Genomic DNA, 20962 nt, shown 5'->3' with positions numbered 1-20962 from the left:
CAGTTGCCGGCACCAGACACGAGGCGGTGAAAGCTTCGCCGTTTCGGTTGCGCGCAAAACCGTTCGCGGTTACGCCATGGCGCCGACAGCTTGGAGCTCATCATGGAAGATCGTATCCGCATCCGCTCGGAGGAAGTCCTGTCCGACGACTGGGCGGTCCTGAAGAAGACCGTCCTCGATTATCGCCGGCGTGACGGGCAGTGGGAGACGCAGATTCGCCAGACCTACGATCGTGGCGACGGCGCGGTGATCCTGCCTTTCGATCCCGAGCGTCAGACGGTGCTTCTGGTGCGGCAGTTCCGCTACCCCGCCTACGTCACCGGCCACCGCGAACCGCTGATCGAGGCCTGCGCCGGCCTGCTCGACAAAAACGATCCCGAAACCGCCATCCTCAAGGAGGCCGAGGAAGAGCTCGGCTATCGCCTACAGAACATCGAGCGGCTGTTTTCCCCCTATATGAGCCCGGGCAGCGTCACCGAACGGCTGTGGTTCTTCGTGGCGCGCTATTCACCCGCCGACCGCATCTCGGCCGGCGGCGGCGCGGCCGACGAGGGCGAGGACATCGAGGTTCTGGAAATGCCTCTTGATGAAGCGCTGGCCGGCATTTCAGACGGCCGCATCATCGACGCCAAGACGATCATCCTGATCCAGCATTTGAAACTGTACCCGATGAAGGGCTAGCTCGGCGAAGCTCGACGTGCCTCACTGCTGCGGGCAGGGTGGCACGTCCACTTCGCGGATGAAGTTGCGCAGGTTGCAAGGACACCGGAATGGCGCGTGGCGCAAAGGCATGGCTGAAGCGAAACAGCGCGCGGGCATCTCTCCTGTTGCTGAACGCCGCGCTGCTTGTCCGCTACCGCCGGTTGACCCAGCGTTTCCTGGAGCGGATGCGGCATCTGCCGAATTTTGCAGCCCCGGTGACGTTCACGGAAAAGATCCACTGGCGCAAGATTTTCGATGACGATCCTCGCTTTGCCGGTCTTCTCGACAAGCTCAAGTCCAAGGAAATCGTCAGGGAGCGGCTTCCCGGGCTCGCCATCCCTGAGGTGCTGTGGCAGGGCGACGATCCGCGCCAGATCCCCTTCGATGACCTGAAAATCCCCTACGCCGTCAAATGCAACCACGGTTGCGCCATGAATGTCATCGTTCGCGATCCGGCCAACGCCGACCGGAAGGCGATCATTGCCGAGATGACGGAATACCTTGGCCAAACCTATGGCGCCCGCAAGCTGGAGCGCAGCTATGCGCACATAGAGCGGCGCGTTTTCGTCGAAGCGCTTGTCGGCAAGGACCAGGATTATGACCCGGTCGACTACAAATTCTGTGTGCTGGCTGGCCGCGTCGCCTACATTGTCGTCGTCGCCTTCCGTTCCACGGTCAAGAATACCGCCCACCTGGATCGCGATTGGCGCCCGCTGAACATTGCCCAGGGCGCGATCGACTCGAGCCTGGAAATTCCCCGTCCCAAGAGCCTGGCGCGGATGATCGAGGCAGCCGAGGCGCTTGGCAGCGAGTTCGACATGGTGCGTGTCGATTTCTACGAGGAGGAGGGGGAGCCGATCTTCGGAGAATTCACGGTCTACCCACGCAGCGGCTTGCTGCAATTCGACCCGGCTGCCTTCGACCGCGAACTGGGCGCGCATTGGGATATTGGCGCGTCAGCTTACCTCAGTCGTTTGCCCAGCCGATTTGCCCGGCGATATAAGGCAACGCTGGTCGCCGCCGGCTATCTCGACGTTTGACGGCTACTCGGTGGCCTGCCACCCCGAAGCTCGAAGAGCGAAGGGTGGTGCGGAGAACCCATACGATTAGAGATCGAGGGAAACTGATAGCTCAGCAGGTCAATAGCCGTGATTTCGAAGTGCTGCCTCAACTGAGCCGTAGCGGTCAATTTGCCCTGCTGGGATCAATCTTCGTGAGCCGCTGCCTGGTCTCGACCACGCGCCTTTGCGCAGATCGGATTCGGCAACACAAGGCGAGATTCATAGCGACGCCGCAGTCTTCATGGAGCAAGTTTTCAGCGCGCCTCCTGCTGCGACCCGGCCGATTACCGCTAAGGTTACCGGCAAGCTCTCCCACGTCCGGACTGGGTCGAGATCATTTGAAGAACTCTTTCAGCTTGTTGAGTCGACTGTCGCCAGAGGCCCTCCGGTCTTCAGGACTCGGCGCCTCGCCGATCGTATCCTGCTGGATAAAGCGAGGTTCTCAGCCACCATTTTCTCGCTGAGTACCAGCGCGAACTCGGTCTGTTTGATGCGCTGCTGAGCATCAGCGAGTTGCATCGTGAAAAGATCGGTTGCCATTGTTGATCCGGGATCCGCGAGATTCATGATTGCGTAACACATGGCGGGCGAAATCGTTCCTAATTGTCGGGCGAAGCCGGTGCCGCAAAGGGCGGCTGAGTTTGAACTTCCCACCCGACCAGACGTCCGCGAGCGCCAAGGCATCGACAGCCCAGTGATCGGAGGGCCACTACGAGCGGGCGCAACCCGACCACTTAAGTGATCAGCCTCGCTACAGCCTTGACAGGTACAGTCGCGGCCTCATCAAGGGGAGGTATCAATGGTCTCGGCGATTGGAAACCAACATCGGCAGGCAGCTGAAACTCGACCGAAACCCGCAAAGACAGAACCGGGCGAAGGATTTGCGCCAGGCAAAAGCGCAGACAGCGTAGGACATCGCGCCAAGGCAATGGCGGCAGAAAGTGGCGACACGGATTCTGGCGCCCAGGGGCGCGCCGCATCGACAATCGCCAGGATGGATATCACCGTTTTGGCTCCACAGAGCGAAGAGCCGCCTTTGGAGTAGCCCGGGCGGCCGTGCCGCTGCCTCGGTCCTTGTGCAGCACAACGCGCGCTGGCTACGCTCGGTGGACATCGTCGTCTCGAAACACTTCGGGCGTTGCACTGCCGCGAGCCGCCTTCGCTGCTGGTCGAGGGGCTGTAACCCTTGGTGAGGCCGGCATCGCCTCGCCGGTCGTTGCGAGCCCACGATCGCGCGGCCAAGCGACCTTCCCTGTGTCGCTCTCTATTTGATACTAGGGGACGGCGGTTTCATCACGGGCAATTGCAGCTGGTCAATGGTTGCGACGATGCCGGCGGCAATGGCTTCCGCCTCATGGATCAGTTCCGGACCATAGAGCCCATTGACCATCTCTTCGCTCGGCAGCACGCCAGGAGGACAGTGCTCTTCCATTGTGCGCCGGATGAGCGTCAGCGCTGCCCGGCATTGGTCGGCTTCGATCTTCATAGCCCTTCAAACATCCAATTCGTCTAAAATGTTCCGGAACTAATTTAGCGATTGCTAATTGAAGTCGCAGTTCTGAGAGTCAGTGCATGCGTCTGAAATTCATCAAGCCTATGGAACCCGAACTGGTCGACACGCCGCCGATGGGCGATGATTGGATTCATGAGATCAAATTCGATGGCTACCGCACCCAGGTCATCAAGGATGATGACGGGATTCGGCTGATCACCAAGAACGGTTATGATTGGACGGGCCGCTACATCCAACTTGCCGGTGAGGCGGAAGCGATCGAGGCGAAAGACTTCATCATCGACGGCGAGACCATTACGATCAATGAGGCTGGCCTATCCGACTTCCATGCGCATCAATCAGCCGCGACCAGCCGCAAGCCTTCGCGCGATCTGTATCTGCTAGCATTCGACCTCTTGCACCTGAACGGGCATGACTTGCGGAACACGCCGGTGGAAGACCGTCGCGAGATACTCCGGGCGTTGATCCCGGAAGGCGGCCGAATTCAGTTCAGCGAAGCGATGCCGGGCACTGGCGACGCCGTCTTTCACCTGGTCGACCAGGCTGGGCTTGAAGGTATCGTTTCAAAGCGGAAGGGCAGCAAGTATCGGTCGGGTCCGACGACGAACTGGCGCAAGATCAAGTGCTATGCCGAAAAGGAGATGGACATCATCGGCGTGCAGCGCGAGGCCGGCAAGCCTGCCATGGTGCTGATGGCCGACAAAGGCCACTATGCCGGCGGCGCCTTCGTCACCTTCAAGGCGGACAAGCGCCAGCGCCTATGGGACCGCGTGCAAGGCAAGATTGGCGGGCCGGCGCCGAAAGGGCTCAAGAGTGACAAGGCCGAATGGCTAAAGCCGGGCCTGGTCGGCCGCGTGCGGTTCCTGAAGGGCGAGGAGAAGCTTCGCCATGCCAAGCTGCTGGATTTCCGGGAGGAGACTTAGCCCGGAGGCTTGTCCCGGGGCTGTGCCGGTCCTGTCCCGTTCCACTGGATGAACTTCGCCCTCTGGCCGGTGATGGTCTCGATCGACTTCAACAGGGGTCCATGGACCTTACGTAGAGCTTGGTAGTGCTCGCCGTGGTACGCCAGGAGCGGCCCGACGATGCTCTTGTGCAGCGCTTCGGCTGCCGCCAGGAAGCACTCGATTTCAGCCCGGGAAAGTTGTTCCGAAGGTTTGGTTCTGGCCATTGGCGCTCTCCATTGAGGGGTCGCCGCAACGAGGACTATAATCCTACATGCCGGACTGCCTGACAAGAGGGCTCGCCGGCCTTACCCCGCAGGTAGCAGTAGGGCGACGGCGCCAAGCGCAGCCATCAGGAGCAACCACCAGCAAAGATGAGCAACGGCAGGCCCGGCGACCTCCTTTGGCACACGGACAAACAAGAAGGTCGCCGAGCCTTACCGGCGCTGCTTTGTGAGGGAGACGACGCCGGATGAGATGAGAGTATGCGATCGTGCTAATCTCTGCGAACCATGCGAACGAAGGAAAGCCTTGTGGCACGGACGTTGAGATCAAGGTCGGCGGGGCGCTGATGCAGGATTCTTCCAAAGCGGTAGTGAGTCCAGAGCGGAACATTAGCGTCGGCTAACGGTTAATTCGGCAGTGTTCCGAACCGTGATTGGTAGAGCGATGGTGACGTTTCATCTTGTCTATTTTTCCGGCCTCACGGCAGACCAGCTGCTAGGCAGCGCCGTTCCTATCCTGGCGTGTTTGCTGCTTTATAACGCTCTGGCTACGGACGCCTAACTGATGGGTCGGCCAGCGGCCGGCCTCCTTGGCAGCCGGCGATTGCCATCCCGATGCCAACTTCAAGACCTATCACGAGGCCAAAGACAAGCTTGCCGACGAAATCAATGGCGAGGGCCGGACAGGACGCCACACGTCCAGGCAGGGCTCTCTGACGGCATTGGCGTTGGCCCGTTGGCAATTCGGGGGTCCATTGTTCCCATTTCTGTTTCTCCCAAAACTGCCCGCTGCCTCACGGTGGCGAGCTTTTTCGTTATAGGGCCCTCCGCGCTGGGCAATCTGTTCCAGGAGCTTCTGTGATGCCTCTATGACGCGGCAAACCTTGGAAAAGGTTTCCGTGGCAGGACCGGGGTACGATTCTAACCAACTACCGCTGTATAGGCCACTAGCGCCCGACGATCCGGCTAATCATGTCGTCATCAGGTGCGCTGTCGGTGAATTCCCGTAGCAGCGCCTTCGCGTGGTCTACCCAATGCTCTTCAGCCAGGTTCAACTCCCGAACGGATCTCCTGAAGGTCTCGCACACCACATCGAAATCGAAGGCGTCAATGCTGTAGCCTTCCTCGTCATGGTCCATCGGCCGCCTCCCCTATGGGGGAAACTGTACGGAATCGTACGAAGCAAGTGCAAGCGCATTCAAAAGCAATTGGCTGATGCCGCCCGATCGTTCCACAATGTGTTGCTAATATGCAGCACCGACTGAATCTCCGATCAGCGGCACTTGTGGTTGGTTCCAACAGCTGCACGTTGACGGCAAGATGCCAAAGCCAACGACATGCGGGCGACGAAGATGGACAAGCGACAAAACACAAGAAATGTTGAGTTGGTCGGTCTTCTGGCCGTGCCGTTGTCAGTTCTAATCACGCTGCTGATAGCTGGAATGATCCTTTGCTGAAATGTTTGAGTGGCAAAAGGCTGGGGCGGCGGGTTTTTCCCCTTTGAAAGAAGTCACGATGTCCCAATCCGTCGAACCCCCGATATTGCCAGAGGATAGCCCAGACCGTGAGGTGAACTGTGAAGTCGCATTAGAAGCCGCGTTTGCGGCCTTGGTGACTGCGTCAGAAGCGCAAGGTTGGACGCCACAGGAAACGGCTGCAACTCTTCTTAAAATCGCGACGGAGCATGCCCACCGGGTTGAGGCCGCTGCGGCCCCAGCCGGCTCCCGTTCTGCGGCCACATCCTGATCTCATAATGACCGTCAAGGCCGGACGACGCGTATTTCTCATGTCGGCCTTCATTGTAAGTTCCGGTACGGAGATCCTTCGAAAGGCACCCTCGATGTCGACATGCTCCATAGCGTATGAAGAGCTACCAGCACGCTTGTAATATAGCTTTTGACGCTGCGGTGTGGTCGACGTTTCCGACCGTGGCACGTCGATGACCATGAGCTCGGCGTTTTGGTCGGCATTCGATGCAAATCCAGCGACGCGGATATCGTCGTTTTTCGGATGCAGTAAATCCCCAACTGCCGAGCTTACGACCGAAGGGGCTACTTTCCAGTTCGGGATTGGCTCAAGCGCAGTTGCGCAGTCGGCCCGTCACTGTTCTTACGGCAGCCAATACCGAACACCAAAACACCACCGGCCGAATTGATGAAGGCTGACAGTGCTTTTGCCAACGCCGCCCGACCATCCTTAGTTGGTTGTTCGTGAGGTGTGAAAGCGGGCCCCTGTTTTCCAACCGCAGGTGTCTTGAAGTCTAGCTAGGCTTTCCTCAACTGCTCATTTAGCAGAGCTTCCCTATGAGCGACCAAGTCTTGAAAATCCAGCATGGCAGTTCCCGGCTTTGTATCCCGGCTGCCCCTGCGGCTACCTGCGTCAGCCTTTTCTATGGTAGCCAGTGAGTTCGTACAGAACGAATCCTAAAACTAAGCATTTCAATTGGTGCGGACGACGGGAATCGAACCCGTACGATCAGAGATCGAGGGATTTTAAGTCCCTTGCGTCTACCAATTCCGCCACGTCCGCAGGCCAGCCCTTTTCAGACGCCAGCGAAAACCCGTCAAGCCATCTTTTGCCGAGTGTCGGACTCATGAAAGGTGGTTCGCGATTTCAAAACAATTGGTTGTGGCGAAAATCTCAGTCGCCGAGAAGGCTCAGAATTTGTAGCTGAGATTAATACTAACCGCGTTCAGCTTCACATCCTGATCGCGATCGTTGAAGGGTTCCGCTACGTCATAGTGCTCGGAGCCGAAATCATAATAGCGATATTGCGCGCCGACGATGAATTTGTCGGTCAGCGCATAGTCGACGCCGGCGCCCAAGGTCCAGCCGACATTCGTGCGTGTGCCGGCGAACGACGCGCCCGCGACTTGCGAAGTTTCGATGCCGGCAAAGGCGACGCCGCCGACGCCGTAGACCAGCACGCGGTCCATGGCGAAGCCCGCTTTGGCGTTTACAGATCCGAACCACTTGATGTCCGTGCGGAATGTGCTTCCAAGGCCTGATACCGCCGTACCGTCGACGGCGGAATAATTGAGCTCCGCCTCGGCGCCGAGCACTGCCTGGTCGAACTGCCACAGCCCGGCGACATGGCCCCCGACGAAACCGCCGTCAATATCGGGCGAGATGGAAAACGGCGCGCCTTCCGTCACTGATATGTCGGACTGGCCCCAGCCGTAGCCGGCCTGCAGGCCGGCATAGTAGCCGGTCCAGTCGAAGCCTGGTTGGGTCATCGGCACCGCCATCGGGTCGGCGGCGAATGCCGGCCCGGCCAGAGCAATCAGAAATCCGGCACTGGCAATGGTCAGACAGCGCATCGAGTTCTCCGAAAAGGCGGTTAAGAAGGCGCCTTGCCGGAAGGTAATCCTATTCGCCGCAAAACGGAACCCATTGTTCAACAATCGGAAGCACCCGTTGCTGTGCTGGGGTGCTCTATTTTGGGGGCGCTATTTGGCGTCGATGAAGTCCAGCGCCGCCTGGCTATATTCGTTCGGCGCCTGCAGCATGGCGAAATGACTGGCGTTGGGCAGGATGATGAGCTTGGCGCCCGGAATGACGGAGGCCATGTATTCGGTGTGTTCGCGCTTGATCGCCTCGTCATGGTCGCCGGCAACGATCGCGGTCGGCGTGGTTATCTTGCCGAGCTGCTCCTTGGTCCAGGCCGGCTCCGACTCCCACATGTGGCTGATCTGCGCCACGAAGGCATCGTACTGGTCGGGAGTCTTCGACAGTTTCTTGTAGTCGCGGCCCGAGCGGTCGATATAGGCGGCAAAGGTCTTGTTGGTCAGCACACCCGGATCGACGCCATCGGTGGTGACGTTGGCGGCCTGCGCAAAGAGCCGTGTCAGCCGCTCCGGATGATGCAGCGCGATGTCGATGCCGATAATGCCGCCGTCGCTCCAGCCGACAAGAGCGGTCTTGTCGATCTTGAGATAGTCGAGCAGCGCAAGATAGTCCGACGCCATGAGGTCATAGCCGTAAGCCTGCTCGGTGCGGGTAGAGCGGCCATGGCCGCGGCTGTCGGCGATGATAACCTTGTGCGTCTTGGACATCGTCGCCACCTGGCTTGCCCAGATGTCGCCGTGGCCAAGGCCGCCATGAATCAGGAGAATCGGATCACCGGCGCCGAAAACGGCATAGTACATCTGAATGCCGTTGACCGGCGCATACCCGCTCTGATCCGGTTTGGGCATCGCCGCCGGCTCCGGCAAGGTCTGCCAACGCTCCTCGGCGGATGCAAAGCCGGACGAGATCAGGAACAGGGTGACGAAGGCGAATGCATTCAGGAACCGGATCATGACTTCACCTCAGGAGGTCTCGGCCTCATCATAACAAAAACCCGCCTCGCGGCGGGTCGTCGGCGCAAATCAGCACCATGGCCAGAATGGTAACATAAGTGCCGGCACAAGCCAAACTGAATGACCGCACCGTTGATGCCTGCCATCGGGGTGAGCAGGTGCGGCGCATCCGCCCGGGCGAATCTCATCGAGCGGATTTCGTCCGTGATCGCTGGCCAAAACCTTGCCGGCTTGGCACAGTCTGGCAAACAGGAGTCTTTCATGGCCAAGCAGCCGTCGGCGACGAAACCCAAGCCCTGGACCGAGATGGCGACGCATCTGGTCGATGTCGCGACGGGGCGCAAGCCCGCCGATCTCGTCATCCGCAACGGCCGCTGGGTGAACGTGCATTCGGGTGAGATCATAGCCGGCACCGACATCGCCATATCAGGCGGCCGCTTCGCCTATTGCGGGCCGAATGCCAGCCATGCCATCGGCCAGGGCACCAAGGTGGTCGACGCCGGCGGTCGCTATCTGGTGCCCGGCCTGTGCGACGCGCATATGCATGTCGAGAGCGGCATGGTGACGGTGACCGAGTTCTGCCGCGCCGTCATCCCGCACGGCACCACCTCCATGTTCATCGATCCGCACGAGATCGCCAATGTGCTGGGTCTGCCCGGCGTGCGGCTGATGCATGACGAGGCCGTCGCCATGCCGATCAACATCCATGTCCAGATGCCGTCCTGCGTGCCGTCCGCGCCGGGGCTGGAGCATTCCGGGGCAGAACTGACGGTCGCCGATGTCGCGGAAGCGATGACCTGGGAAAACATCATCGGGCTCGGCGAAGTGATGAATTTTCCCGGTGTCGTGGCCAACGATCCGGTGATGTCGGGCGAGATCGCCGCCACGGTGCGAGCGGGCAAGACGGTCGGCGGCCACTATGCGTCGCGCGATCTCGGCCTGCCGTTCCATGGCTATGTCGCCGGCGGGCCGGAGGACGACCATGAAGGCACACGCGCCGAGGACGCAATCGCCCGTGTGCGCCAGGGTATGAAGGCAATGCTGCGGCTGGGCTCGGCCTGGTACGATGTTGCCTCGCAGATCAAGGCGGTGACCGAGAGCGGTCTCGACCCGCGCAACTTCATCCTGTGCACCGACGACAGCCATTCCGGCACGCTGGTGCATGAAGGCCATATGGACCGGGTGGTGCGCCACGCCATCCAACAGGGATTGAAGCCGGTGACGGCGATCCAGATGGCGACGCTGAATACCGCCCAGCATTTCAAGCTGGAGCGCGAACTGGGCTCGATCGCGCCGGGACGGCTGGCCGATCTGCTGATCGTCTCCGATCTTGCCGCCATGACCATCGACGAGGTCTATGGCCGCGGTATCAGGCTGGCCAAGGGCGGCAAGCTCGAGATCGACATTCCGGCCTATGATTACCCCAAATCGGCGAAGAACACCGTCAAGCTCGGCAAGAAGCTGAAGCCAGGCGACTTCGACATTGCGGCGCCCAAGGGCGCCAACGAGGTGCGGGTGCGGGTCATCGGCGTGATCGAAAACCAGGCGCCGACGCGGGCGCTGGAGGCCGACCTGCCGGTCGAGGACGGGCTGGTCGCCATGGACCGCCGCAACGACATCTGCCAGATCGCGCTGGTCGAGCGCCACCGCGGCACCGGCGGCGTCACCAATGCCTTCGTCTCAGGCTTCGGCTATATGGGCGACTGCGCCATGGCGTCGAGCGTCGCACATGATGCCCACCACATCATCTGCGTCGGCACCAACAAGGAAGACATGGCGCTGGCCGTCAACCGGCTGGGCGAGATCGGCGGGGGCGTGGTGCTGTTTTCGAAGGCCAAGGAGCTTGCGCTGGTCGAAATGCCGATCGCCGGGCTGATGTCGGACGAGCGGGCGGAAATCGTGGCGGCCAAGGCGGAGAAACTGACCGAGGCGATGCGCAGGATGGGCTGCTCGCTCAACAACGCCTACATGCAGCACTCGCTGCTGGCGCTGGTCGTCATTCCGGAGCTCAGGATTTCCGATGTCGGCCTGATCGACGTGACGACGTTCCAGAAGGTCGATCTTTTTATCTGAGATTAGCCCGGTGCTTGGCTCTCATCCGCCGGTGGCGATGGTCAGCACCTTGAATGGCGTGGTGATGATGATCTCGGCGACGGAGCCGACGGCCTTGCCGATGCCTTGGCCGAGATTGTCGATCTGGCCCTGCGTGGGTTCGTCCGATGCCAGGCCGGCTGGAGCGCGCAGACGGTCGCCGAGCAATTGCACCAGGAACGGGTTGTCGGCGAATTTGGCGTGGTTCAGGCGGTCGCCGCCCTTGATCTGGCTGAGGTCGGCCACAACGACGCCGTAACTGGCAATGTCGGCGGCGTTGCCGTAGTCGCCGACGCGCGGCTTGTCGCCGGATAGCAGGCTGGACAATCGCAGAGCACGGTCGTCGGCGGAAAGCAGGATGACGAACGGCCTGTCGGGCTTGCCGTAGCGGATCATCTGCTTCTTGAAGACGTCGACATCGATATCGGGCGATGCCAGAACGACACGGCCGAGCTTGCCGTCGAGATCGCGGTCGCCGGTGAGGGCGAGCTGGCGCAGCGCTTCCATCGTCACCCAGGTTCCCATCGAATGCGCGATGATGTCGATGCTCTTGACGTTTGTCTTGGCGAGCATCCTGAGCGTCGCCTCGAGGTCGTCGCGCGCGGCGTTGGCGCTGTCCTTGTCGTAGATATAGCCCGTGGTCTTGCCGCTCGAAGCCCACGAAAACAAGATCGGCGTACCGGGATATTCGGTGTCGTGGGCGATCTGCGTCAGCCGGTAGACCCCATCGTCGAAGCCGTTGTTGAAGCCGTGGACGAAGACCAGCGCGCGGTCGCCATTCATGGTGATGTTGGCGCCGACGGCCTTGGCGAATTGCGAGGCGTCGCCATAGTGGACGACGTCGGTGGCGGTGAATTGCTTGGCCGGGTTCGAATTGGCCGAGCCCTTGGCGCGCTCGATGGCGCCGACCTGGTGGACCTTCGGCACGGTGACGTCGACGCGGGCGTAGCTGGTGGTCAGCGAGCGATCGCCATCGAACACCTGGCGTGGGTCCTTGGTCGCCTGCTTGCGGGTGGTGGCGACGAAGATTTCGTGGGTGGCCGCGATGTCGGAGGCAGGCACCGAAACCGTCGTCTCGTTCAACAGGTCATGGGTGTTCGGGCCGGCGCAGCCGGCGGCACCGAGCGCGAACGCAAGGACCAGGACAGTCTTCCAACGCTCGTTCACGCGGGCTCCCGCTGGCGCATTGGCGCCGATTTCAATGTCGTAGAGGCAGAGACCGGCCCGGTCCAGTTGAAAGTGATCGGGCCGAGCGGCATTCGCGACCTCACGCGGCGACGGTCGCCGCAAGGCAACAGCCTTATTGTCCGAGCGCGCTGATGCGGTCGGTCACCGTCTGGTCGCTGGCAAAGCCGTCATCCTCGCGCAGCCGCTGGCCGATCATCTTCACCAGTTCGGGATTGTCGGCGAACTTGGTGTGGTTGAAGCTGTCGCCTCCCTTGACCTTGGAGAGGTCGACCACGGTGACGCCATAAGCGGCGAGGTCGGCGGCATCCTTGTAGTCGCCGACGCGTGGCCGCGAGCCGGCAATCAGGCCTGAGAGCCGCAGCGCACGGTCGTCGTCGGAGAGCAGCAGGATGAACGGCTTGTCCGGCTTGCCGTAGCGGCGCATCTGGCTCTTGAAGACGTCGACGTCGATGTCGGGAGAGGCCAGCACGACATCGCCGAGCTTGCCGCCGAGATCGCGGTCGCCGGTGATGGCCATCTGGCGCAGCGTTTCCATGGTCACCCAGGTTCCGAGCGAGTGGGCGACGATGTCGATGCGCCGCGCGCCGGACTGCTGCAGCATGCGCAATGTCACCTCCAGCTGATCGCGGGCGGCGCTGGCGCTTTCCTTGTCATAGACATAGTCGGTGGTTCTGGCGCCGGATGCCCAGGAAAACAGCACCGGCGTGCCGGGATAGCCGGAATCGTGGACGATCTGGGTCAGGCGGTAGACCGCGTCGTCGAAGCCGGTGTTGTAGCCATGCACGAAGACCATGACGCGGCCGCCGCGCGCGGCAATGTCGGCATTGAGCGCGCTTGAGAATTGAGGCTGCGCATCGTAGCCGACGACCTCGGAAGCCATGAAGTATTTCGCCGGGTCGTTCGACTTGCCGCGCGAGCGGCGCTCGATCTGGCCGGCCTGGTGGGTGCCGGGAACGGTGACGGTGACGCGGGCGTAGTTCAGCGTCGCCGAGCGTTCGCCGTCGAAAACTTTGTTGGGATCGTCGGATTTCTTACGTGTGGTGGCAATGAAGATCGAGTGATTGCCCGAGATTTCGGTCACCGGCGTGGACATGACGGCGCTGCCGAGCAGTTCCTCGGTTTTGCGGCCGCCGCAGCCGGCGATCAACAGGGCAAGTGCAAGAATGCAAATCGTCTTCAAACGCACGTCAAAAATTCCAATCGAAAGATGAATTCACATAGAATTCACTTTGAGGCCCAAAGGCCTGTCTACCCTCGGCCCGTCTACCCTCCGCGACACCTCCCGGACAGTGAGAGTGCGGCAGAAGTAAGTCGTGTCCAGCCGAAATGTGGTCAGCGTCGGGTCACAGCCATCGCACTGTTGCGCGAAAGCCAGAATGGCGGCAGGAACGCCGGAATGTTGGAGAAGGGCAATACCTCGGGTTTGAGCCTGATGCCCAGCACGTCGCGCATGAAGGCGCGGCGCGCCTCGATGCGGCGCCATGCCTCGGGATAGCGGGCCGCGATCTCCTCGCGCAGGGACTCATCGGCAAGCGCGATACCGTCTTCGATGTTGGTGGTGAAATAGCTGGTTCCGGTCGCCGGAATGATGTCGACCTGCAGCGCCATGCCCGATTGCAGCTTGATGTCCGAGCCGGAAAACACCGGCGAATGCATCCATTCGTCCATATGGACGAGATGGCCGGGATTGAGCGAGACGCCGAAGAACGGGTCGCCTATGCGGTCATGCACGGCTTTCCAAAGCGCTCCGCCGGCAACGCCTATGCCGATGGTCTCGTACCAGTCGACGACGGCGGCGAAATAGGGCGCTACCAGCTTGTCGATATAGTCGTCGATCTCGCGCGGCAGTTCCGCGGCGCTCTCGACCAGGAAGCCGGCGCGGGCGTTGAGCGAGCCCTGGATGCCATAGGCCATGGTGACGGGATCGCCGCGCTTGATGATGTCGAGGCGCGGGCTAGGCAAGCCGTAGGGCGCACGCCTGCCGGCGGACAGCATCGGGTGGCAGCACAGGGGCAGGCCGTTGATCCCCATCAGCCGCGCGGCCTGCAATTCGCTCATGCCGGGCTCAATATTCCCAAGCACGTTGCGCAGGCCCTGCGAGGAAAAGGTCGCGGCGAATTCGAAGGACGCCAATTGGTCTGCCTCGTTGATGGCGCGTAGGCCGTCGGATGGGTTCATCAACAGGTTGGCGGCGTTGACCACCGCGCCTCTGTCGCCGGCCAGTGTGCGCAGCGTATCGGCGATGAAGGACGGCAGGTCGAGCGTCGTCTCGCCAAGGCCGCCATCGCCGGGCCCGAACGGCTTCCAGCCGATGGCGCCGATCTTCTGGCCGGCTTTCAGGCCGCAGGCGGCAAGAGTGTCGGCAAGTGAGGCGGAGCGGTCGCGTGGCTGCGCCGGCAGCGAGAAGGTCTGGTAAAGGACGCGCTCGTAAGGCCCGTCGCAGATTTCGGCATAGCCCCAACCCTCATTGCCGACGAGAAGCTTTGGCTGGCTGCCGGGAACGATGACCAGCAGCGTCTCCTCGAAACGCGGATCGTAACCACTGAGATAGGCGACATTGGCCGCGTGCTCGCGGTCGCCATAGACGGCGAAGGCGTCGAGCCCGGCCTCGGCGCCGCGCGCCAGCAGAGCCTCGATGCGCGCTTCGTAGGTCCGCCGCTGAACTAGCGGCATCACTGTTGGCTCGCCGAATTCAGGAAGGTCTACGGTCTTCAGGGCGACAGCCGAAACAGGCATGAGGATGGCTCCAGTGGATTTCCTGCTGGCGCGCCAAAGCGGCCGCGCCGCATCGGTGGCTGCAAACGGCGAATTGTGCAATAGGCTTCGCCTTCGAACCATTCGATCCAGAGGTGACGGCGCCATGAACAGTTTCTCCTTCCGTGTCGCCACCGCCGCAGCCGCGATCCGCGAGATCTTTCCCGAAACGCCGCTGCAGGAAAACGACTATTTGTCGAAGAAGACGGGGGCTCGGGTGCTGTTGAAGCGCGAGGACCTTTCACCGGTGCGCTCCTACAAGATCCGCGGCGCCTTCAACTTTTTCCGCAAGGCGCTTGCCGCCGGCAACGAGGCCGAGCTGTTCGTCTGCGCCTCGGCCGGCAACCATGCGCAGGGCTTTGCCTTCGTCTGCCGCCATTTCGGCAAGAAGGGCGTGGTCTTCATGCCGGTGACGACGCCGCAGCAAAAGATCGACAAGACGCGGCTGTTCGGCGGCGATTTCGTCGAGATCAGGCTGGTCGGCGACTTCTTCGACGACTGCTACCGCGCCGCCTTCGAATTCACCGAAAGTTCCGGCGCGCATATGGTGCCGCCCTTCGACCACAAGGACATTATCGAGGGGCAGGCGACGGTCGCCTATGAGATCGCCGGCCAGATGCCGGGCGCGCGCATGCCCGACATCATCATGCTGCCGGTCGGCGGCGGTGGCCTGGCCGCGGGGGTGACGCACTATTTCGCCGATCAGCAACGTGACGCGCGCTACGTCTTTTGCGAACCGGCCGGTGCGCCGAGCCTGCATCAGAGCCTCGCCAGCGGCAAGCGCGTCCGGCTCGCCAATGTCGACAATTTCGTCGACGGCGCGGCGGTGGCCGAGATCGGCCGCGAGCCGTTGCGCCACCTCAAGGAGTTCGCCGCTCAGGCGGTGCGGCTGATCCCTGAGAACCGGCTCTGCGCCACCATGATCGAGATGCTCAACATCGAAGGTGTGGTGCTGGAGCCGGCCGGTGCCTTGGCGATCGACGCGTTGAAGGATTTTTCGCGCAAGGAAATCCGCGGCAAGACCATCGTCGCGGTGGTGTCGGGCGGCAATTTCGATTTCGAGCGGCTGCCCGACGTGAAGGAGCGGGCGCTGCGCTTCGAGGGGCTGAAGAAATACTTCATCATCCGCTTTCCGCAGCGGCCGGGCGCGCTGCGCGACTTCCTCGAACTGCTCGGTCCCGACGATGATATCGCCCGCTTCGAATATCTGAAGAAATCGGCACGCAATTTCGGCTCTGTGCTTATCGGCATCGAAACCAAAGACCGGCGTAACTTCGATCTGCTGAGGGCAAATTTCGAGGCCGAGGGCGTGCACTATCAGGACATCACCGACAACGAGACCCTGGCCGGGTTCATCATATGAGCGGTACAGCCTGCCACCCGAAGCTCGAAGAGCGAAGGGTGGTCTTCGTCGCGCTGTTTTCCGGCATCAACGTCGGCGGCAACCGCATCGTCAAGATGGCGGAGTTGCGAGCGTTTTTCGAAGAGTTCGGTTTCTCGGACGTCGCCAGCTATGTACAGAGCGGCAATGTCGTGTTCCGGGCCAGGAAGGGCGACGCCGCCACGCTGACGAAACAGATCGAAGCCGCTTTCAAGAAGAAATGGGGCTTTCATTCGCGCATCAAGGTGCGCGATCTCTCCTGGTTCGAACGGTTGGTGAAGGAGAATCCGTATCCGGAAGTCGCCGGCGATCCGACCAAGCTTCACGTCTACACGCTGGAGCGCCAGCCGACGGCGGACGAGATCGCCAGGCTTGCCGAAAAATGCACCGGCCCGGAAAGCTTTGAGGTCCAGGGCGACGTGCTTTACCTCAAGGCGCCGGACGGGCTCGGCAAATCGGTGTTCGCCGGGCTGATCCCGCGCATGCTGAAAGTGCCGGGCACCGCGCGCAACTGGCGGTCGGTGCTGGCGCTGCTGCAGATAGCGCGTTCGCTTTGAACCGCTTCTACGTTGCGGTCACGATGCTAATTAAGCCTCGGCTAAACAGTTGTTTTTCTGCAACAATTTTCGATTATCCGGCCTAGGCAGCTTAATGAATACTGCATGTCTGTGCTATGCTCTTTCCGACGCATTGGGGAGTTTCATGAAACGTCTGCTTCTCGCATCTACTTTCCTGATTTCGGCTTGCGGCGCGGCGTTCGCCGCCGACGTGATTGAGACCGTACCGGCAGGGTTTGTCTGGTCGGGTGGCTATGTCGGCATCAACGCCGGCTATGGCTGGGGACGCGGTGACGCGGTCGACCAGACGGATTCCTTCTTCGACGAGGAGCTTGGTCAGACCCATGACGTCGATACCGACGGCTTCCTCGGCGGCGTTCAGGCCGGTTACAACTGGCAGTCCGGAGCATTCGTCTATGGCGTCGAAGCCGATCTGGGCTATCTCGGCATCGAGGGCGACAGGACTATCGTCGAAGAGCCGGACAATTTCGGATCGGCGAAACTGGGCGTCTATGGCGATCTGACGGCACGTCTGGGCTACGCCACCGACAGGCTGCTGATCTACGCCAAGGGCGGCGCGGCGGCGACTCACTACAAATTGAGTTATGGCGATACTTTCGATTTTGACGGGGTGCCCGACCCGGACAGCAGCGCATCGAGGAGCGGAGGCCGCTTCGGCTATACGATCGGTGGCGGTGTCGAATGGGCCTTCGCCGACAAATGGACCACGAAGCTGGAATACCAGTACTTCGACTTCGGCAAGGTCCGTTTGACAGATATCGAGGGCAACGACGCAAGGGTGAAGATCGACGCCCATACGATCAAGATCGGCCTGAACCACAAGTTCTGATCGATCCGTCGTTCCGACAATTCAGATGGCGTCGCAACCAAGTGACGCCATAACGTTGTCCGGGGCTGGCAGCTTCCGGCGTTCGGCGTTGCGGCTGACAGCAGATCAGGTCGCCGGAGCCTGCTTCCACTCGAAAGTCAGCTCCTCGCGGAAGGCGAAGCGCTTGATGTGATCGGCAACGACGCTCTCCATGCGCTCCAGCGATCCACTTTCATCCGTCGACACCGTGATATGCAGCGCTGCCGCATCGGCATCGAGAACCGTGCGGCCGAGCGACAGATCGATGGTGCCGTGGTTTGGATCGAACTCGACGGGAAATTTGTGCGCCCAGTGCTTGCACAGCTGCTGCAAATAGCGGCTGGCATATGCGGTGGTGACATCGGCACGGCTGGTCGGCATAAATGAATTCTCCTGGATGAGGCACTGGCTCTGTTTGGCTGGCGCGACAGGCAGGTAAATAGGTGCCGTTGCTCGAAATGGCAAAGGCGGCCGGCTTGTCGGCGCGGCCGCCTCGCTCAAGATGGCGTGATCGCTACCAGGTGCCGGTGTTCGGCATCGATGCCCACGGCTCGGCCTTGGGCTTGGCCGGGCCCTTCTGCAGCAGTTCGAAGGAGATGCCGTCCGGCGACTTGACGAAGGCCATGTTGCCGTCGCGCGGCGGCCGGTTGATGATGACGCCATTGTCCATCAGATGCTGACATGTGGCGTAGATGTCGTCGACCTCATAGGCGAGATGGCCGAAATTGCGGCCGCCCTTGTACTCCTCCGGATCCCAATTGTAGGTCAGTTCGATCAGCGGCGCCTTCTCAGTGATGCCGCTTTCTACATCCTCGGAGGCGGCGAGGAAGATCAGCGTGAAGCGGCCCTGCTCGTTTTCGTAGCGGCGCACTTCCTTCAGGCCGAGCTTGTTGCAGTAGAAATCGAGCGAGACATCGACGTCGGCGACACGGACCATTGTGTGGAGGTAGCGCATGGGATTTCCTCGGGGATGTTTGGGTTGCGAGGCAACATAAGGTCCACCCCGCCGGAGGGCAACGAGCATCGGACTGGAAAAGTGATCACCGGTTTTTGGAAAATCAGGTTGCTCTGACAAAAGCGTCCGACCACAAGTGGTTGCCGATTTCGGCAAAATCCGATGCAAATTGCCGACCGGTTGACGGCCTTGACGGATCGCCATTGCAGCCGGCAGCGACGCCGGCAAACAACAAGTCAGCTATTCCTGTATTCAACCGTGAAAAAAGGCACGGCAGGTCTTGCACACCCCGGAAGCGGCGGTGTTAATCTAATGTCAAGAATCACTTGCGGTTTTCTTGAAAAAAAGGGGGCGTTCTTATGGGGGATAAGGCCTCTTTCACGAGGCGGGATGAGAACCTTGACGACGCCCTGAAGCGCGACAGTGGCGGCGATAGCGCCGACCTTGTCGAAATCGCCGGCGCCATCAAATGGTTCGACGTGGCCAAGGGCTACGGTTTCATACTACCCGATGACGGTTCCTCGGGCGACATCCTCCTCCATGTCACCTGCCTTCGAAAGGACGGTTTTCAGACGGCATTGGAGGGCGCGCGTGTCGTGTGCCTTGTCAAGCATGGCGACCGTGGTTTGCAGGCTTTCCGGGTGCTGTCCATGGACACCGCGACCGCGGTCCATCCGGCCGAGATGCAGGAACAGCGCACCCATGTGGCGGTGACGCCGGAAAGCGGGCTCGAGCGGGCGCTGGTTAAGTGGTTCAACCGCACCAAGGGCTTCGGCTTTCTGACGCGCGGCGAGGGCACCGAGGATATCTTCGTCCATATGGAGACGCTGCGCCGCTATGGCATCACCGAGCTCAGGCCCGGACAGGTCGTGCTGGTGCGTTTCGGACGCGGTGACAAGGGCCTCATGGCTGCCGAGATTCACCCTGATATGGGCACCTTGCCGGTCGCGCATTAGGACGCGAGCCTTCCTGAGGAAGTCAGGACGGCGTTTTTCTTGGTTTCACCACGATCTTATCCGAATACCTGAGACCACTTTTAGGGATCATGGTCTTTGGTCGAGGATTTCCAATGGCGTACAGGAACTGGCTGACAGCGGGCGCGCTCTGCGTCATCGTTGCGGTAGCCGCAGGCGCTTACTTCTATTCCGGGCAGCCGACCGCATCCCAGCAGACGATCGCCGGCGGTCAGGCGATGATCCTTCCCGTCGATCCGACACCCTTGGTCGTGGCGACGAAAGGGGGCGATAAATCCTTTTCGATCGAAGTCGCCGACACCGACTCGGAACGCGAGGCCGGCCTGATGTATCGCCAGGATATGGCCGACAATCATGGCATGCTGTTCGTCTTCGAGATGCAGAAGCAGGTCGGCTTCTGGATGCACAACACGCCGATGCCGCTCGACCTGATCTTTGTTGGACAGGACGGCAAGGTCCGGGCCGTCAAGCACGGCACTCCATTGTCCGATGCAGTCATCTCGCCGGGTGTGCCAGTGCGCTTCGTGCTGGAGCTCAAGGCCGGCACCGCCGCCAAAAACGGCATCGACTATGGCGATCTGCTGCGCCATCCGGCCGTCGGCACGGTGTCCGGCCCCGGCATGCCGCCATCGGACAAGGGCAACGCGCCCACGCCCGGCGCCGGCTGAGCCGCTCCCGATGCAATTCTTCTCCCATGACGGGTTCGACTTCGCCTTCCTCGACCGCCAGCCGGCGTCGGGGGCGGGCGATCCGGTGCTGATGATCCACGGCTTTGCCTCCAGCCACTATGTCAACTGGGTATCGCCCGGCTGGTTCAAGACGCTGAACGATGCCGGCTATCGCGCCATCGCCTTCGACAATCGCGGCCACGGCTCGTCGTCGAAAAGCTATGACGAGGCCGACTACACCCCGGCCAAGATGGGCTCGGACGCGGCGGCCCTGCTCGACCATCTTGGCATCGGCCGCGCGCATGTCATGGGCTATTCGATGGGCGCGCGCATCGCGGCGTTCCTGGCACTGTCGGATCCCGACAAGGTGGCGACGCTTGTCTTCGGCGGGCTCGGGATCGGCATGGTCGACGGCGTCGGCGACTGGGATCCGATCGCCGAGGCGCTGCTGGCCAACGATCCGGCCGCCACCAGCCATCCGCGCGGTCGCTCGTTTCGCGCCTTTGCCGATCAGACGCGCAGCGACCGCCGCGCGCTGGCCGCCTGCATCGCCACGTCGCGCGAACTGCTCAGCGAAGACGACATGACGCGCATCGCCCAACCAACGCTGATTGCGGTCGGGACGACAGACGATATCGGCGGCTCGCCCGACGAGCTCGCCGCGCTGATGCCGAACGCCAAGGTGTTTCACATAGACGGCCGCGACCATATGCTGGCTGTGGGCGACAAGACCTTCAAGCAGCGGGTTTTGGAGTTTTATGCCGAAAATCCGCTTTAACCGGTA

20 protein-coding genes and 1 tRNA gene are annotated in these 20962 nt (G+C 61.3%); 10 read left to right on the top strand and 11 right to left on the bottom strand.

Features of this window, described 5'->3' with window-relative positions; translation table 11 throughout:
- The first annotated feature begins 102 nt into the window (after positions 1-102).
- Together NKJ78_RS19065 and NKJ78_RS19060 are read left to right on the top strand one after the other, a co-directional pair.
- Positions 103-681, top strand: coding sequence for an NUDIX domain-containing protein (locus tag NKJ78_RS19065; RefSeq protein ID WP_023667531.1), 579 nt, complete (start codon positions 103-105; stop codon positions 679-681).
- Positions 682-770: 89 nt separating this feature from the next.
- A complete protein-coding gene (locus NKJ78_RS19060; protein ID WP_023738949.1) occupies positions 771-1742 on the top strand; it encodes an ATP-grasp fold amidoligase family protein in 972 nt (323 codons plus the stop codon).
- Positions 1743-3027: 1285 nt separating this feature from the next.
- On the opposite strand, the gene NKJ78_RS19055 is transcribed toward NKJ78_RS19060, so the two are convergent.
- Positions 3028-3249: a hypothetical protein gene (locus tag NKJ78_RS19055; RefSeq protein WP_023681532.1), complete on the bottom strand. Its 222-nt coding sequence runs from the start codon at positions 3247-3249 to the stop codon at positions 3028-3030.
- 86 nt (positions 3250-3335) lie between these two features.
- On the opposite strand from NKJ78_RS19055, the gene NKJ78_RS19050 reads away from it, so the two are divergent.
- Positions 3336-4199, top strand: coding sequence for an ATP-dependent DNA ligase (locus NKJ78_RS19050; protein ID WP_023738947.1), 864 nt, complete (start codon positions 3336-3338; stop codon positions 4197-4199).
- On the opposite strand, the gene NKJ78_RS19045 is transcribed toward NKJ78_RS19050, so the two are convergent.
- From NKJ78_RS19045 to NKJ78_RS19025, 5 genes are all read right to left on the bottom strand, one after another.
- Positions 4196-4444: a hypothetical protein gene (locus NKJ78_RS19045; protein ID WP_352562607.1), complete on the bottom strand. Its 249-nt coding sequence runs from the start codon at positions 4442-4444 to the stop codon at positions 4196-4198. The two genes, NKJ78_RS19050 and NKJ78_RS19045, sit on opposite strands and share 4 nt — an antisense overlap.
- A gap of 944 nt (positions 4445-5388) precedes the next feature.
- Positions 5389-5580: a hypothetical protein gene (locus tag NKJ78_RS19040; RefSeq protein ID WP_023667524.1), complete on the bottom strand. Its 192-nt coding sequence runs from the start codon at positions 5578-5580 to the stop codon at positions 5389-5391.
- Between the two features lie 1304 nt (positions 5581-6884).
- Positions 6885-6970, bottom strand: a tRNA-Leu gene (locus NKJ78_RS19035).
- A 128-nt stretch (positions 6971-7098) separates the two neighbouring features.
- On the bottom strand, positions 7099-7761 hold the full coding sequence (locus NKJ78_RS19030) for an outer membrane protein (protein ID WP_027050407.1): 663 nt from the start codon (positions 7759-7761) through the stop codon (positions 7099-7101).
- A gap of 129 nt (positions 7762-7890) precedes the next feature.
- The gene (locus NKJ78_RS19025; RefSeq protein WP_352459074.1) at positions 7891-8742 is read right to left on the bottom strand and encodes an alpha/beta fold hydrolase; all 852 of its coding nucleotides are present in this window, start codon (positions 8740-8742) and stop codon (positions 7891-7893) included.
- Between the two features lie 261 nt (positions 8743-9003).
- On the opposite strand from NKJ78_RS19025, the gene ade reads away from it, so the two are divergent.
- Positions 9004-10815: an adenine deaminase gene (gene ade / locus NKJ78_RS19020; protein ID WP_352459073.1), complete on the top strand. Its 1812-nt coding sequence runs from the start codon at positions 9004-9006 to the stop codon at positions 10813-10815.
- A 21-nt stretch (positions 10816-10836) separates the two neighbouring features.
- Here the strand turns inward: ade and NKJ78_RS19015 are convergent, their stop codons facing one another.
- From NKJ78_RS19015 to NKJ78_RS19005, 3 genes are all read right to left on the bottom strand, one after another.
- Positions 10837-12000: an alpha/beta hydrolase gene (locus NKJ78_RS19015; RefSeq protein WP_352562606.1), complete on the bottom strand. Its 1164-nt coding sequence runs from the start codon at positions 11998-12000 to the stop codon at positions 10837-10839.
- Between the two features lie 133 nt (positions 12001-12133).
- A complete protein-coding gene (locus tag NKJ78_RS19010; RefSeq protein WP_352459071.1) occupies positions 12134-13207 on the bottom strand; it encodes an alpha/beta hydrolase in 1074 nt (357 codons plus the stop codon).
- 146 nt (positions 13208-13353) lie between these two features.
- Positions 13354-14757 (bottom strand): aminopeptidase P family N-terminal domain-containing protein, encoded by a 1404-nt coding sequence (locus NKJ78_RS19005; protein WP_352459070.1) that lies wholly within the window; start codon positions 14755-14757, stop codon positions 13354-13356.
- 124 nt (positions 14758-14881) lie between these two features.
- Between NKJ78_RS19005 and ilvA the strand changes: the two genes are divergently transcribed.
- From ilvA to NKJ78_RS18990, 3 genes are all read left to right on the top strand, one after another.
- Positions 14882-16138 (top strand): threonine ammonia-lyase IlvA, encoded by a 1257-nt coding sequence (gene ilvA, locus NKJ78_RS19000; protein ID WP_023734422.1) that lies wholly within the window; start codon positions 14882-14884, stop codon positions 16136-16138.
- Positions 16135-16713 carry a DUF1697 domain-containing protein gene (locus NKJ78_RS18995; RefSeq protein ID WP_352459069.1) on the top strand — a complete coding sequence of 193 codons (579 nt, stop codon included), beginning with the start codon at positions 16135-16137 and terminating at the stop codon, positions 16711-16713. The genes ilvA and NKJ78_RS18995 overlap by 4 nt, the downstream gene beginning before the upstream one ends.
- Positions 16714-16858: 145 nt before the next feature.
- Positions 16859-17563, top strand: coding sequence for an outer membrane protein (locus NKJ78_RS18990; protein ID WP_023734420.1), 705 nt, complete (start codon positions 16859-16861; stop codon positions 17561-17563).
- A 105-nt stretch (positions 17564-17668) separates the two neighbouring features.
- On the opposite strand, the gene NKJ78_RS18985 is transcribed toward NKJ78_RS18990, so the two are convergent.
- Positions 17669-17962 carry a DUF2218 domain-containing protein gene (locus tag NKJ78_RS18985; protein ID WP_023681521.1) on the bottom strand — a complete coding sequence of 98 codons (294 nt, stop codon included), beginning with the start codon at positions 17960-17962 and terminating at the stop codon, positions 17669-17671.
- 133 nt (positions 17963-18095) lie between these two features.
- The gene (locus NKJ78_RS18980; protein ID WP_023667513.1) at positions 18096-18536 is read right to left on the bottom strand and encodes a VOC family protein; all 441 of its coding nucleotides are present in this window, start codon (positions 18534-18536) and stop codon (positions 18096-18098) included.
- 359 nt (positions 18537-18895) lie between these two features.
- On the opposite strand from NKJ78_RS18980, the gene NKJ78_RS18975 reads away from it, so the two are divergent.
- The 3 genes from NKJ78_RS18975 (at position 18896) to NKJ78_RS18965 (ending at position 20956) form a co-directional block, all read left to right on the top strand.
- On the top strand, positions 18896-19492 hold the full coding sequence (locus NKJ78_RS18975) for a cold-shock protein (RefSeq protein WP_027050415.1): 597 nt from the start codon (positions 18896-18898) through the stop codon (positions 19490-19492).
- 113 nt (positions 19493-19605) lie between these two features.
- Positions 19606-20178 carry a DUF192 domain-containing protein gene (locus NKJ78_RS18970; RefSeq protein ID WP_023681518.1) on the top strand — a complete coding sequence of 191 codons (573 nt, stop codon included), beginning with the start codon at positions 19606-19608 and terminating at the stop codon, positions 20176-20178.
- A 10-nt stretch (positions 20179-20188) separates the two neighbouring features.
- Positions 20189-20956: an alpha/beta fold hydrolase gene (locus tag NKJ78_RS18965; protein ID WP_023681517.1), complete on the top strand. Its 768-nt coding sequence runs from the start codon at positions 20189-20191 to the stop codon at positions 20954-20956.
- Positions 20957-20962 lie beyond the last annotated feature (6 nt).

The sequence above is a fragment of the Mesorhizobium sp. M0037 genome, from assembly GCF_040323635.1.
Classification (GTDB): domain Bacteria; phylum Pseudomonadota; class Alphaproteobacteria; order Rhizobiales; family Rhizobiaceae; genus Mesorhizobium.
This window is presented reverse-complemented; position numbering and strand designations above follow the sequence as displayed.

Coding starts and splice junctions, on each gene's coding strand:
- NKJ78_RS19050 (WP_023738947.1), top strand. CDS start 3,336: ATGCGTCTGAAATTCATCAAGCCTATGGAACCCGAACTGGTCGACACG.
- NKJ78_RS19055 (WP_023681532.1), bottom strand. CDS start 3,249: ATGAAGATCGAAGCCGACCAATGCCGGGCAGCGCTGACGCTCATCCGG.
- NKJ78_RS18970 (WP_023681518.1), top strand. CDS start 19,606: ATGGCGTACAGGAACTGGCTGACAGCGGGCGCGCTCTGCGTCATCGTT.
- NKJ78_RS18985 (WP_023681521.1), bottom strand. CDS start 17,962: ATGCCGACCAGCCGTGCCGATGTCACCACCGCATATGCCAGCCGCTAT.
- NKJ78_RS19060 (WP_023738949.1), top strand. CDS start 771: ATGGCGCGTGGCGCAAAGGCATGGCTGAAGCGAAACAGCGCGCGGGCA.
- NKJ78_RS18980 (WP_023667513.1), bottom strand. CDS start 18,536: ATGCGCTACCTCCACACAATGGTCCGTGTCGCCGACGTCGATGTCTCG.
- NKJ78_RS19030 (WP_027050407.1), bottom strand. CDS start 7,761: ATGCGCTGTCTGACCATTGCCAGTGCCGGATTTCTGATTGCTCTGGCC.
- NKJ78_RS18995 (WP_352459069.1), top strand. CDS start 16,135: ATGAGCGGTACAGCCTGCCACCCGAAGCTCGAAGAGCGAAGGGTGGTC.
- ilvA (WP_023734422.1), top strand. CDS start 14,882: ATGAACAGTTTCTCCTTCCGTGTCGCCACCGCCGCAGCCGCGATCCGC.
- NKJ78_RS19045 (WP_352562607.1), bottom strand. CDS start 4,444: ATGGCCAGAACCAAACCTTCGGAACAACTTTCCCGGGCTGAAATCGAG.
- NKJ78_RS18965 (WP_023681517.1), top strand. CDS start 20,189: ATGCAATTCTTCTCCCATGACGGGTTCGACTTCGCCTTCCTCGACCGC.
- NKJ78_RS19005 (WP_352459070.1), bottom strand. CDS start 14,757: ATGCCTGTTTCGGCTGTCGCCCTGAAGACCGTAGACCTTCCTGAATTC.
- NKJ78_RS19025 (WP_352459074.1), bottom strand. CDS start 8,742: ATGATCCGGTTCCTGAATGCATTCGCCTTCGTCACCCTGTTCCTGATC.
- ade (WP_352459073.1), top strand. CDS start 9,004: ATGGCCAAGCAGCCGTCGGCGACGAAACCCAAGCCCTGGACCGAGATG.
- NKJ78_RS19040 (WP_023667524.1), bottom strand. CDS start 5,580: ATGGACCATGACGAGGAAGGCTACAGCATTGACGCCTTCGATTTCGAT.
- NKJ78_RS18990 (WP_023734420.1), top strand. CDS start 16,859: ATGAAACGTCTGCTTCTCGCATCTACTTTCCTGATTTCGGCTTGCGGC.
- NKJ78_RS19065 (WP_023667531.1), top strand. CDS start 103: ATGGAAGATCGTATCCGCATCCGCTCGGAGGAAGTCCTGTCCGACGAC.
- NKJ78_RS18975 (WP_027050415.1), top strand. CDS start 18,896: ATGGGGGATAAGGCCTCTTTCACGAGGCGGGATGAGAACCTTGACGAC.